The following is a 13,610-nucleotide window of genomic DNA, read 5'->3' on the forward strand; positions in this document are numbered from 1 at the left end:
GTAAATCCTTTCAGTTTTCTTCCTTCATTATATCATAAAGGTTGCTCCTGAGACAGAGAGAAAACCTCTCCGAGAGTGGAGAGGTTCAAATCTTTATTTACGATACAAGCGGTCGTATTGGTAGTAAGGGTCAAAGGTTACGTTGATACCCAATTTACGAAGGACATTCTTGTCTTCATCTGTCAAGATGATAGTTGAGTGGGCTTCGCTTCCTTTGAGGTTACCAAGCTCTTCCATAGCGCGGGCAGCATCAGGATTTTCTGTAGCTGTGATAGCAAGTGCAATCAGGATTTCATTTGAATGAAGGCGTGGATTGAGGCTACCCAGATGATCGATTTTAAGACCTTGGATTGGCTTAACAACTTCAGGTTCGATTAGTTTTACTTCTTTAGCAATGTCAGCTGATTTCTTGATAGCGTTGATAAGAGCAGCTGCTGTAGGGCCAAAGAGTTCTGAGTTCTTACCAGTGACAATTTCCCCGCTAGGCAATTCAAGGGCTAGGGCTGGTCCGCCAGTTTCTTCTGCTTTTTGACGGGCAACGACAGTAACCTTGCGGTCTGCAGGTGTGATACCGAGGTCGTTCATAAGCAACTCGATTTTCTTGACAGCAGCTTGGCTAACTTTTTCGGCTTTGAAATCAAGAACAGTCTGATAGTAGCGACGGATGATTTCTTGTTTAGAGGCTTCAATAGCTGCTTCATTGTCTGTAATAGCAAAACCAACCATGTTGACACCCATGTCTGTTGGTGAAGCGTATGGAGATTCACCAAGGATACGTTCTAACATGCGTTTGAGAACTGGGAAAATTTCAATATCACGGTTGTAGTTGACAGTGGTTTCTCCATAGGTTTGAAGATGGAAAGGGTCAATCATGTTGACATCATCAAGGTCAGCTGTGGCAGCCTCGTAGGCCAAATTGACTGGGTGATGAAGGGGAAGATTCCAAACTGGGAAGGTTTCAAATTTAGCGTAGCCAGACTTGATGCCATTGATTTGGTCGTGGTACATATTGGACATACAGGTTGCCAATTTTCCAGAACCAGGTCCAGGAGCGGTTACGACAATCAAGTTGCGACTGGTTTTAATGTAGTCATTTTTCCCCATACCTTCTGGTGAAATGATGTGATCCATATCTGTCGGATATCCTTTGATTGGATAATGAAGATAAGAATCAATTCCGTTTTTTTCAAGTTGATTTCGGAAGGCATCTGCAGCTGGTTGGCCAGCGTACTGTGTGATGACAACGGAACCAACAAAAATCCCTAATTCATTAAATTTGTCAATCAAACGAAGAACTTCTTGGTCATAAGAAATGCCCAAGTCACCACGTGCTTTGGAATGCTCGATATTACTTGCATTAATAGCAATCACAACCTCAACCTGCTCTTTCAATTCTTGCAAGAGCTTGATTTTGTTGTCAGGCTCATAACCAGGAAGGACACGAGCAGCATGGAAATCTTCTAACATTTTACCACCAAACTCCAAGTAGAGCTTGCCGTCAAATTGATTAATGCGCTCCAAGATGTGGTCGCGTTGTAGATTCAAATAGTTTTCAGAACTAAAAGCTTGTTTTTTCATTTTTTTACCTCTGACCTCTATTATAATAAAAAATTGGAAGTTAGGAAACTATGGAGTCAAAAAAGAAATTAAAAAGATTAGGCAAACGCTTGCACAAAATTCTAAAAAGCGCTATCATAGACTATAGATTATTAAAATAATGAGGTAAGAAGATGCAAGAAAAATGGTGGCACAATGCCGTAGTCTATCAAGTTTATCCTAAGAGCTTTATGGATAGCAACGGAGATGGAATTGGTGATTTGCCAGGTATTACCAGTAAGTTAGACTATCTAGCTAAGTTAGGAATCACAGCGATTTGGCTTTCTCCCGTTTATGACAGCCCTATGGATGATAATGGCTACGATATTGCTGATTATCAAGCAATTGCAGCTATTTTCGGAACCATGGAGGATATGGACCAACTGATCGCAGAAGCCAAGAAGCGTGATATTCGTATCATCATGGACTTGGTGGTCAATCATACCTCAGATGAACATGCTTGGTTTGTCGAGGCCTGTGAAAATCCTGATAGTCCTGAGAGAGACTACTATATTTGGCGGGATGAACCCAATGATTTGGATTCTATCTTTAGTGGTTCTGCTTGGGAATACGATGAAAAGTCAGGTCAATATTATCTCCACTTTTTCAGTAAGAAACAGCCCGATCTCAACTGGGAAAATGAAAAACTTCGTCAGAAAATTTATGAGATGATGAACTTCTGGATTGATAAAGGCATTGGTGGTTTCCGCATGGATGTCATTGACATGATTGGCAAAATTCCTGACGAGAAAGTAGTCAATAATGGTCCTATGCTCCATCCCTATCTCAAGGAGATGAATCAGGCGACCTTTGGAGATAAGAATCTCTTGACAGTAGGGGAGACTTGGGGAGCAACGCCAGAGATTGCCAAGCTCTACTCGGATCCAAAGGGGCAAGAATTGTCTATGGTCTTCCATTTTGAACATATCGGTCTTCAGTATCAGGAAGGTCAGCCTAAGTGGCACTATCAAAAAGAGTTGAATATTGCTAAGTTAAAAGAGATTTTCAACAAATGGCAGACAGAGTTAGGAGTTGAGGATGGCTGGAATTCGCTCTTCTGGAACAATCATGACCTTCCTCGTATCGTCTCAATTTGGGGAAATGACCAAGAATACCGCGAAAAATCTGCCAAAGCCTTTGCCATTTTGCTTCATTTGATGAGAGGGACACCTTATATCTACCAGGGTGAGGAGATTGGGATGACCAATTATCCATTTGAAACACTGGACCAAGTAGAAGATATTGAATCCCTCAACTATGCGCGTGAGGCTCTTGAAAAAGGTATTCCGATGGAAGAAATTATGGACAGTATTCGTGTCATTAGTCGCGACAATGCCCGTACTCCAATGCAATGGGATAATAGTAAAAACGCTGGTTTCTCAACAGGTCAACCTTGGTTGGCAGTTAATCCAAACTATCAAGCAATTAATGTTCAAGAAGCGCTGGCAAATCCAGATTCTATTTTCTATACTTATCAGAAGTTGGTCCAAATACGTAAGGAAAACAGCTGGCTGATTCGAGCTGACTTTGAACTCTTGGAAACAACTGACAAGGTCTTCGCCTATATCCGTAAGGACGGTGCCCGCCGTTTCCTAGTTGTGGCTAACTTGTCCAATGAAGAGCAAGACTTGACCGTAGAAGGAAACGTCAAATCTGTCTTGATTGAAAACACCACGGCTCAGGAAGCCTTTGAAAAACAAGTCTTAGCTCCATGGGATGCTTTCTGTGTGGAATTACTATAAATATTTTTTACAGAAAAATCTAAAATTGAAATCGCATAAAAACAAGGGAGGACTGTATGAAAGGCAGAAATCCTTTGTTTTTTTATGACTAAAGTTTATAAACTTTCATTCTCAAAATTCAATTAGCTTTACAAATTCCCACTATTTTGGTAAAATAAACTTATGTTATAAAAACTAACATAAAGGAGAGAGAAGATGAATACAAAAAAGCGTGTCCTTAGTGCAGGCCTGACTTTTGCGGCTACCTTGCTTTTAGCTGCTTGCGGACAATCAGGTTCAGATACAAAAACTTACTCATCAACCTTTAGTGGAAATCCAACTACATTTAACTACTTGTTAGACTACTATGCTGATAATACAGCCATCATTACTAATCTAGTTGATGGTCTGCTTGAAAATGACAATCATGGAAACCTAGTTCCATCTTTGGCAGAGGACTGGTCTGTTTCAAGCGATGGTCTGACTTATACCTATAAATTAAGAAAAGATGCCAAATGGTTCACGGCTGACGGGGAAGAGTACTCCCCAGTCAAGGCACAAGATTTTGTGACAGGTATCAAGTACGCAGTGGATAATAAATCACAGGCCATTGATTTGATTCAAAACTCGATCAAGGGCTTGAATGATTATATTACAGGAGCGGATTCTGACTTTTCTAAGGTTGGAGTGAAAGCCATTGACGACCAGACTGTTGAGTATACTTTGGCACGCCCAGAACCTTACTGGAATTCAAAAACAACCAACAGTATTCTTTTCCCAGTAAACGAAGAGTTTTTAAATTCAAAAGGCAAAGATTTTGGGACCCTATCTCCAGATAGCATTCTCTACAGCGGACCTTATTTGTTAAAAGATTTCACATCGAAATCATCAATCGAGTATGTGAAGAATCCGCATTACTATGATCATGACAAAGTATCAATTGAACATGTGAAATTGGCTTACTTTGATGGTTCAGACCAAGAATTGACTATCCGTAACTTTGAAAGTGGAGCTTATTCTATCGCTGGGGTTTATCCAAATAGTTCTAACTTTGCTAAGACCAAGGAGAAATATAAGGATAATATCGTCTATAGCTTGCAGGACAAGACTTCTTGGTACTTCAATTTCAACGTCAACCGTAAGGCCTACAATCACACTGCTAAAACGACAGATGAGCAGAAGAAGTCAACTGAGACAGCTGTCTTGAACAAAAACTTCCGCCAAGCGGTGAACTTTGCCTTGGACCGTACAGCCTATTCTGCCCAGTCAAATGGGGAAGAGGCGGCTAGCAAGACCCTTCGTAACACCTTGGTGCCTCCTACATTTGTCCAAGTTGGAGACAAGACCTTTGGAGAAGTAGTCGCTTCTAAATTGGTCAACTATGGTACAGAATGGTCAGGTATTAACTTGGCAGATGCTCAGGATGCCTATTTCAACAAAGAAAAAGCCCAAGCAAAATTTGCGGAAGCTAAAAAAGAATTGACAAGTCAAGGTGTGACCTTCCCAATTCACTTGGATGTGGCTGTTGATCAGACAAGTAAAAATGCTGTGACAGGCATGAACTCAGTTAAGCAGACCCTTGAGTCAGTTTTGGGTGCTGATAACATTGTCATTGATGTTCAGCAACTTTCAACAGATGATTTTAATAATGTAGCCTTCTTAGCGCCAACAGCAGCTGATCGAGACTACGATTTGAACTTTGATGGTTGGGTAGGTGACTATCAGGATCCATCAACTTATCTCAATCCTTTCAATGCAGAGGATGGCTTCTATCTCAAGATTTTTGGACTAGATGTCAAGGAAGATAAGGAAAAAATCACTAGCCTAGGTCTGGATACCTACACTAAGATGCTCAAAGATGCAGATAGTGAAAACAAAGATGTAGCCAAACGCTATGAAAAATATGCTGAAGCACAGGCTTGGATGATTGACAACTCTCTGATTATGTCAGCTATGTCAAGTGGTGGAACAGCATCTGTAACCAAAGTAACGCCATTTACAAGAGGCTATTCATTGGTTGGTATCAAGGGTGATGGCAATAACTACAAGTACATGAAACTGCAAAAAGACACTGTGACGACCAAACAGTTTGAAGAAGCTAAAAGTAAATGGGAACAAGAAAGCAAAAAAGCAATTGAAAAAGCTCAAAAAGAAGCAGAAAAACATGTTAAATAGTTAGAAATAGCCTTTTCAAGCAAAATCATAAAGACAAACATCAGTTTTGGTGCTTGTCTTTTTAAATCACTCGGCTATTGAAAACTAAGAAATGATTTGTTTTGTGCTAAAATAGATTGAAACGAATACTCAATAAAAATTAAAGCGTAACTGGGAAGTCAGCTCAAAGTACAGCTTTGAGGTGGTAGATAGAACTGATGAAGTCAGCTCAAAATACTGTTCTGAGGTTGTAGATGGACGCTGACGTGCTTTGAAGAGATTTTCGAAGAGTATAAGATTCTCTCTTTTACTATAGTTAAGGAGATGTAAAGATAAGTGATAAGGAAGAGACTATGTACGACTATCTAATCGTTGGTGCTGGTTTGTCGGGAGCAATTTTTGCTTATGAAGCAACCAAGCGTGGGAAAAAAGTAAAAGTTATTGATAAACGTGACCACATTGGTGGGAATATCTACTGTGAGAATGTAGAAGGAGTTAATGTTCATAAATACGGTGCCCATATCTTCCATACTTCTAACAAGAAAGTTTGGGATTATGTGAATCAATTTGCTGAGTTTAACAACTATATCAATTCGCCTCTAGCTAATTACAAGGGTAGTCTTTATAATCTACCTTTTAATATGAATACTTTCTATGCTATGTGGGGGACAAAAACTCCTCAAGAGGTCAAAGATAAGATTGCTGAGCAAACGGCTCACATGAAGGACGTTGAACCTGAAAACTTGGAAGAACAAGCTATCAAGTTGATCGGTCCAGATATTTATGAAAAGTTGATTAAAGGATATACTGAAAAGCAATGGGGACGTTCTGCGACTGACCTTCCACCCTTTATCATCAAACGCTTACCAGTTCGTTTAACCTTTGATAATAACTACTTCAATGACCGTTACCAAGGAATTCCAATCGGTGGCTATAATGTCATTATCGAAAATATGCTCAAGGATGTGGAAGTAGAACTTGGAGTTGACTTTTTTGCTAATCGTCAGGAATTAGAAGCTTCTGCTGAAAAGGTTGTCTTCACAGGGATGATTGACCAATACTTTGATTATAAACATGGTGAGTTAGAATACCGTAGTCTTCGTTTTGAGCATGAAGTTCTTGATGAAGAAAACTATCAAGGAAATGCTGTTGTCAACTATACAGAACGAGAAATTCCTTATACTCGCATTATTGAGCATAAACACTTTGAGTATGGTACACAAGCTAAAACGGTCATTACTCGTGAATACCCAGCTGATTGGAAACGTGGAGATGAACCTTATTATCCAATCAATGATGAGAGAAACAATGCTATATTTGCCAAATATCAGGAAGAAGCGGCAACAAATGATAAGGTTATTTTCTGTGGTCGTTTAGCAGATTATAAATACTATGACATGCATGTGGTCATTGAACGGGCTTTGGAAGTGGTCGAGGAAGAGTTGGGACAATAATGCAAGGATTCCGTTATTTTAGAATCTTTGCTACTTAAGATTTTTAGAAGTAAGGTCAACAAGATTCTTTTCTGCTTATCAGAAGAGAACCTATGTTGGCTTTTTTAGCATAAATGAACAATTTTATTTTTCAGAATATATCAAATATAACAAATAACTCTTAAAATTCAGAAAATTCTATTGACAGGACTTGAAAAAGAGTCTATAATGAATAAAAAAACAAAGGAGAATACTATGAAAACAAGAAAAGTATTGGCTCTTGCGGGAGTAACCTTATTAGCAGCTGGTGTTTTAGCTGCTTGTTCTGGGGGTTCAGGCGCTCAAGGTGAAAAGACCTTTGCATTTACCTACGAGACACATCCAGATAATCTCAACTATTTGACAACTGGTAAGGCAGCAACTTCTGAGATTACTAGTAATGTGATTGATGGACTACTTGAAAATGATAAATACGGGAACCTTGTTCCTTCATTGGCAGAAGACTGGTCAGTCTCTAAGGATGGCTTGACTTATACTTATAAGATTCGTCAGGATGCCAAGTGGTATACATCTGAGGGAGAAGAGTACGCTCCTGTTAAGGCTCAGGACTTTGTAACAGGACTTAAATATGCAACAGATAAGAAAGCAGAAGCCCTTTACTTGGTACAGGATTCAATCAAAGGTCTGGATGCCTATGCCAAAGGTGAAATCACAGACTTCGCTCAAGTCGGGATTAAAGCGCTTGATGACCAAACAATCCAATACACCTTGAACAAACCTGAAACTTTTTGGAACTCAAAAACAACCATGGGTGTGCTTGCGCCAGTCAATGAAGAGTTTTTGAATTCAAAAGGGGATGATTTTGCCAAAGCTACGGATCCAAGTAGTCTCTTGTATAACGGCCCTTATTTGCTGAAATCCATTGTGACCAAATCCTCTGTTGAATTTGCGAAAAATCCGAACTACTGGGATAAGGACAATGTGCATATTGACAAAGTTAAATTGTCATTCTGGGACGGGCAAGATACCAGCAAACCAGCAGAAAACTTTAAAGATGGTAGCCTTACAGCAGCTCGTCTTTATCCAACAAGTGCAAGTTTCGCAGAGCTTGAGAAGAGTATGAAAGACAATATCGTCTATACGCAACAAGACTCTACGACTTATCTAGTAGGGACAAATATTGACCGTCAATCTTATAAGCACACATCTAAGACTAGCGAAGAACAAAAGACATCAACTAAAAAGGCTCTCTTAAACAAGGATTTCCGTCAGGCTATTGCCTTTGGTTTTGACCGTACAGCCTATGCCTCTCAGTTGAATGGAGAAACTGGAGCAAGCAAAATCTTGCGTAATCTCTTTGTGCCACCAACATTTGTTCAAGCAGATGGGAAGAACTTTGGCGATATAGTCAAAGAAAAATTAGTGACTTATGGGGATGAATGGAAGGATGTCAATCTTGCAGATTCACAAGATGGTCTTTACAATCCAGAAAAAGCTAAAGCAGAATTTGCCAAAGCCAAATCAGCCCTACAAGCTGAGGGAGTACAATTCCCAATTCACCTAGATATGCCTGTTGACCAGACAGCAACTACAAAAGTTCAACGTGTCCAATCTATGAAACAATCCTTGGAAGCAACTTTAGGAACTGATAATGTCGTTATTGATATCCAACAATTGCAAAAAGATGAATTGCTTAATGTAACTCTATTTGCCGAAAATGCTGCTGGCGAAGACTGGGATTTATCAGATAATGTCGGTTGGGGTCCAGACTTTGCCGATCCATCAACCTACCTTGATATTATCAAACCTTCTGTAGGAGAAAGTACTAAAACATATTTAGGATTTGACTCAGGGGAAGATAATGTAGCTGCTAAAAAAGTAGGTCTATATGACTACGAAAAATTGGTTACTGAAGCTGGTGATGAGGCTACAGATGTTGCTAAACGCTATGATAAATACGCTGCTGCCCAAGCTTGGTTGACCGACAGTGCTTTGATCATCCCAACAACTTCTAAAACTGGTCGTCCAATCTTGTCTAAGATGGTACCATTTACAATACCATTTGCATTGTCAGGAAACAAAGGCACAAGTGACCCAGTCTTATATAAATACTTGGAACTTCAAGACAAGGCAGTTACTGCAGATGAATACCAAAAAGCTCAAGATAAATGGATGAAAGAAAAAGCAGAATCCAATAAAAAAGCGCAAGAAGAACTTGCCAAACATGTCAAATAAAGGTAAGGGAGTTGGTTTGTAGCCGACTCCTTTATATTCTTCGAAAATCTATTCATACTCTTCGAAAATCTCTTCAAACCACGTCAGCTTCCATCTGCAACCTCAAAACAGTGTTTTGAGCAAGCTGCAGCTAGCTTCCTAGTTTGCTTTTTGATTTTCATTGAGTATGATTTGAATTTCCCAATCAATTTGCTTAGTTTTTATTTCAATCTACTTTACTTGATTTCTGTATTTTATTTTGAAAATGAAAAAATCCTGAGTTTAGAGTTCTCAGGATTTTCGGCTCTATAATATTTGTAGTGGGTAAATCCCCTATAGATATTATGGAGCCTATTTTGTTGTAGAAAAAAAGTCCCATATGACCTATAATGAAAAGCGACAAAACAACTCATTAGAAAGAATCATATGGAACAATTACATTTTATCACAAAATTACTAGACATTAAAGACCCTAATATCCAAATTATGGATGTTGTTAATATGGATACCCACAAAGAAATCATTGCTAAACTAGATTGTGAGGCCCCATCTTGCCCTGAGTGCGGAAGTCAAATGAAGAAATATGATTTTCAAAAACCTTCTAAAATTCCTTATCTTGAAACGACTGGTATGCCTACTAGAATTCTCCTTAGAAAGCGTCGATTCAAGTGCTATCACTGTTCAAAAATGATGGTCGCCGAAACCTCTCTCGTCAAGAAAAATCACCAAATCCCTCGTATTATCAACCAAAAAATTGCGCAAAAATTGATTGAAAAGTCTTCTATGACCGATATTGCTCATCAGCTGGCTATTTCAACTTCAACTGTCATTCGTAAGCTCAATGATTTCCGTTTTAAGTCTGATTTTTCTTACCTCCCTGAGATTATGTCCTGGGACGAGTACGCCTTTACAAAGGGAAAGATGAGCTTTATTGCGCAAGATTTTGACAAGCTCAATATCATCACTGTTCTTGAGGGGAGAACACAAGCTATCATCCGAAATCACTTTCTGCGCTACGATAGAGCCGTTCGTTGTCAGGTGAAAATCATTACTATGGATATGTTTAACCCCTACTATGACTTGGCTAAACAGCTTTTTCCAAACGCTAAAATCGTGTTGGATCGTTTCCATATTGTCCAACACATGAGCCGTGCTATGAGTCGTATGCGTGTCCAAATCATGAATCAGTTTCATCGAAAATCCCATGAATACAAGGCTATCAAACGCTACTGGAAACTCATCCAACAAGATAGTCGGAAACTCAGCTATAAACGTTTTTATCGCCCTACTTTTCGCATGCACTTGACGAATAAAGAAATTCTAGACAAGCTTTTGAGCTATTCAGAAGACTTGAAACATCACTACCATCTCTATCAACTCTTGCTTTTTCACTTTCAGAATAAGGAACCGGATAAATTTTTCGGGCTCATTGAGGACAATCTAAAGCAGGTTCATCCTCTTTTTCAGACTGTCTTTAAAACCTTCCTCAAGGATAAAGAGAAAATTGCCAACGCCCTTCAACTACCCTATTCCAACGCCAAACTGGAAGCCACCAATAATCTCATCAAACTTATCAAGCGCAATGCCTTTGGATTTCGGAACTTTGAAAACTTCAAAAAACGGATTTTTATCGCTCTGAATATCAAAAAAGAAAGGACGAAATTTGTCCTTTCTCGAGCTTAGCTTTTCTTCAACCCACTACAGTTGACAAAGAGCCGGATTTTCTTCATCTTACTGTTGTGGTTGTTGTTGGACTTGAGGAGTCTGTGGAGCTGGATTTTGATTGGCTCCTGGTGCATTTGGTGCTTGATTTTGACCATTAGTACTAGCATCAGGACTTGTTACTGGTGCTTGACTAGTAGAGCTTTCTGCACTTGTTGATGAGCTTTCGGTTGAAGATGATTGGGATGTCGTTTCAGTCCAAGTCGGTCTTGCTCCATTTTGGAAAACAAACTGCCCATTTCGATAGATGCCATCTGGCATATTCCAATCCTCTGGATTGTTTCCTTCAGACAGGTAGGTCATCATAGAGCGATAAACCTTAGCAGCAACTAGGAAACCATCTCCAACAATTGGAGTTAAACGATTTGAGTAACCAGTCCATACAGCCATAGAATACTTACGAGTATAACCTACAAACATTTCATCTGGAGCTACGTAACCAGTGTTCTTGATATACTTTTCAATTTCTTCGTCAGTATAGTTAGAAGTACCTGTTTTACCTGCTTGTGGAAGCCAAGGTAGGTAGGCTCCACGTCCGATTCCGTATACTAAGACAGTTTTCATCATGTCGGTCATCATATAGGCTGTCGTTTCCTTCATGGCACGAGTTCCGACATTAGAGAACTCTTTTTCACTCCCATCACTAAAGACGACTTTATGGATATACATTGGTTTATAGTAAGTTCCACCATTTGCAAAGGCAGCGTAAGCAGCAGCCATCTTTTCACTACTTGCTCCATATTTTTTGTCTGACTCGGTTGTGTTACTTGAAATGGCATTTGAGTAGTGAAGACTTGGGTAGTCGATTCCGAGACCATTTAGGAAAGTCTTGGCACGGTTGAGTCCGACCTTGTTTAGCGTTTCCACGGCTGGGACGTTTCGCGATTGTTGCAGGGCGTATTGCAAGGTGATATTGCCAAAGTAGCCCCTATCCCAGTTGTAGAGTGGAGTATCAGTGCCAGGATAGTTATAAGGGACATCATGTACAATAGAAGCAGTAGAGTCATAGACTCCATATTCTAAAGCGGGAGCATAGTCAGTGATTGGTTTCATTGATGATCCCCAGTCACGATTGGTTTCTACGGCCTGGTTGGTACCGAATGAAACATTACTTGACTGATGGCGTGCTCCTAGCTGGGCAATGACTTTACCGTTAGAAACATCAACAATGGTAGAAGCGACTTGCAATTCATCGTCTGGATAGGCAACGTATTCGTCTGTATTGTAAATATCCCACAGATGTTTTTGAGCTTCTTGGTCTACATTTGTGTAGACGTCCATTCCAGTTGTGAGCAGGTTATAGCCTGTTTCTTCTTCAACTTGATTGATGACCTCCTTGAGGTAATTATCCATGTAAGCAGGGTAATTACTTGCTGATTTGAGACTTTGTAGTCCATCAGTAATTGGTGTGTTGACTGCTTTCTCATACTGTTCAGCAGAGATGTAGCCTTGATTTTTCATTTCAGATAAGACCAAGTTTCGGCGGTCTTGGGCTGCTTCTGGATGTGAATAGGGGTCATATTGGTTTGGTGCCTGAGGCATTCCAGCCAGCAAGGCTAACTGAGGTAAATTTAAATTATTGAGGTCTTTACCATAGTAGTTTTGAGCTGCTGTCTGCATTCCATAGTTCCCATTAGACATGTAGACCTTATTTATATAGTAGGTCAAGATTTCTTGCTTGGTTGCTTTTTGTTCTAACTGAATCGCTAACCAAGCTTCCTGAGCCTTACGAGAAATAGTCTGGTCGGAAGTCGAGGTTGAAAAGTAAGTCAACTTAATCAACTGTTGGGTGAGAGTTGATCCACCTTGGAGGGAATTGCTTTGCAGATTGCGCAAGAAAGCTCCCAGGATACGGATGGTATCAATCCCCCTGTGGTCGAAGAAGCGATGGTCTTCGATAGAAACGATTGCCTTAACCAAATCTGTGGGAATATCATTAGCTTGGGCATTGACGCGGCGTTCAGAACCCAAGTCAGCAATGAGTTGATTTTTATTGTCGTAGATTTTACTAGAGGTTGTTGCAACTAGTTTACTCTCGGATAGGCTAGGAGCCTTGCTAACATAGTAGAAAAAAACTCCTCCGCCTAAGACAATGGCTGCGATAACCAAGCTTAAGAAGCTAATGCTCAGATACTTGATTAGGCGCAGAATCGTTGGTTTGTTCATCTTGTTTTACCACCTAATAAATGTTCTTTGATAACATTGAGATAAGGAATTTGAGGGAAGGCACCAGCCTTGATTTCATATCCATATTCTCGAATATATCCAAGTGGCATTGATTTTTGTCCCTTATCTTGATGATAGAAGCGAATCAAATCGAATGCCGGCAATAAGTAGGTTTCTTGCTGAGAAGAAAAGTGAAGAAGGACAAAGCAGATTCCTTGTTGGGCAAGGACTTGTTCCATATGCTGAATCTGATGTGGATGAAAATTTTTCATCGGAATCGCACGTTTTTGTTTTGTTTCCTTGGCTTCAAAGTCGATGTAATATCCATTATAAACGCCAGAATAGTCCGTCGTTGAAGCTTGTCGAAAATAGGCCTCAACAATCTTGGCACGACTTCGTTGTGGATAGTCCACTCGTACAATTTGAATAGGGGTTGGTTTCTTGTGTATAACAGCCAAGCCCTGAGACAAATAGTAGTCGTTGGTAGCATTGATCATCTTTTCAAAAGACATTCCTCGATTTGCGAAATTTTTGGGTTGAGAAAGAGATGGTTGTCTTTTTTGTGATGAAAGTTTATGTGGATAGTTGACCATAATTCTCCTTA

Annotated in this window: 8 protein-coding genes; 5 read left to right on the forward strand and 3 right to left on the reverse strand. The window is 39.8% G+C overall.

Annotated elements, in window-relative coordinates; genetic code table 11:
- Positions 1 to 93: 93 nt before the first annotated feature.
- On the reverse strand, positions 94 to 1,578 hold the full coding sequence (locus tag HT698_RS02830; protein ID WP_173217998.1) for a DUF1846 domain-containing protein: 1,485 nt from the start codon (positions 1,576 to 1,578) through the stop codon (positions 94 to 96).
- A 152-nt stretch (positions 1,579 to 1,730) separates the two neighbouring features.
- On the opposite strand from HT698_RS02830, the gene HT698_RS02835 reads away from it, so the two are divergent.
- From HT698_RS02835 to HT698_RS02855, 5 genes are all read left to right on the forward strand, one after another.
- The gene (locus HT698_RS02835; protein ID WP_173217996.1) at positions 1,731 to 3,338 is read left to right on the forward strand and encodes an alpha-glucosidase; all 1,608 of its coding nucleotides are present in this window, start codon (positions 1,731 to 1,733) and stop codon (positions 3,336 to 3,338) included.
- Positions 3,339 to 3,533: 195 nt separating this feature from the next.
- On the forward strand, positions 3,534 to 5,492 hold the full coding sequence (locus HT698_RS02840; protein ID WP_173217994.1) for a peptide ABC transporter substrate-binding protein: 1,959 nt from the start codon (positions 3,534 to 3,536) through the stop codon (positions 5,490 to 5,492).
- 332 nt (positions 5,493 to 5,824) lie between these two features.
- The gene (glf, locus tag HT698_RS02845; protein WP_173217992.1) at positions 5,825 to 6,925 is read left to right on the forward strand and encodes a UDP-galactopyranose mutase; all 1,101 of its coding nucleotides are present in this window, start codon (positions 5,825 to 5,827) and stop codon (positions 6,923 to 6,925) included.
- 234 nt (positions 6,926 to 7,159) lie between these two features.
- Entirely contained in the window at positions 7,160 to 9,139 is a 1,980-nt protein-coding gene (locus tag HT698_RS02850) for a peptide ABC transporter substrate-binding protein (protein ID WP_173217990.1), read from the forward strand.
- Between the two features lie 405 nt (positions 9,140 to 9,544).
- The gene (locus HT698_RS02855) at positions 9,545 to 10,801 is read left to right on the forward strand and encodes an ISL3 family transposase (RefSeq protein ID WP_173217988.1); all 1,257 of its coding nucleotides are present in this window, start codon (positions 9,545 to 9,547) and stop codon (positions 10,799 to 10,801) included.
- Positions 10,802 to 10,849: 48 nt separating this feature from the next.
- On the opposite strand, the gene pbp1a is transcribed toward HT698_RS02855, so the two are convergent.
- Together pbp1a and recU are read right to left on the reverse strand one after the other, a co-directional pair.
- Positions 10,850 to 13,006: a penicillin-binding protein PBP1A gene (pbp1a, locus tag HT698_RS02860; protein WP_173217986.1), complete on the reverse strand. Its 2,157-nt coding sequence runs from the start codon at positions 13,004 to 13,006 to the stop codon at positions 10,850 to 10,852.
- Positions 13,003 to 13,599 (reverse strand): Holliday junction resolvase RecU, encoded by a 597-nt coding sequence (gene recU / locus HT698_RS02865; protein WP_000248774.1) that lies wholly within the window; start codon positions 13,597 to 13,599, stop codon positions 13,003 to 13,005. The genes pbp1a and recU overlap by 4 nt, the downstream gene beginning before the upstream one ends.
- Positions 13,600 to 13,610 lie beyond the last annotated feature (11 nt).

It is taken from the genome of Streptococcus sp. 3109 (assembly GCF_013276905.1).
Classification (GTDB): Bacteria; Bacillota; Bacilli; order Lactobacillales; family Streptococcaceae; genus Streptococcus.

Excerpts from the sequence above, each read along its gene's own strand:
- recU (WP_000248774.1), bottom strand. The coding sequence starts at position 13,599 with ATGGTCAACTATCCACATAAACTTTCATCACAAAAAAGACAACCATCT.
- HT698_RS02855 (WP_173217988.1), top strand. The coding sequence starts at position 9,545 with ATGGAACAATTACATTTTATCACAAAATTACTAGACATTAAAGACCCT.
- HT698_RS02840 (WP_173217994.1), top strand. The coding sequence starts at position 3,534 with ATGAATACAAAAAAGCGTGTCCTTAGTGCAGGCCTGACTTTTGCGGCT.
- HT698_RS02835 (WP_173217996.1), top strand. The coding sequence starts at position 1,731 with ATGCAAGAAAAATGGTGGCACAATGCCGTAGTCTATCAAGTTTATCCT.
- glf (WP_173217992.1), top strand. The coding sequence starts at position 5,825 with ATGTACGACTATCTAATCGTTGGTGCTGGTTTGTCGGGAGCAATTTTT.
- HT698_RS02850 (WP_173217990.1), top strand. The coding sequence starts at position 7,160 with ATGAAAACAAGAAAAGTATTGGCTCTTGCGGGAGTAACCTTATTAGCA.
- HT698_RS02830 (WP_173217998.1), bottom strand. The coding sequence starts at position 1,578 with ATGAAAAAACAAGCTTTTAGTTCTGAAAACTATTTGAATCTACAACGC.
- pbp1a (WP_173217986.1), bottom strand. The coding sequence starts at position 13,006 with ATGAACAAACCAACGATTCTGCGCCTAATCAAGTATCTGAGCATTAGC.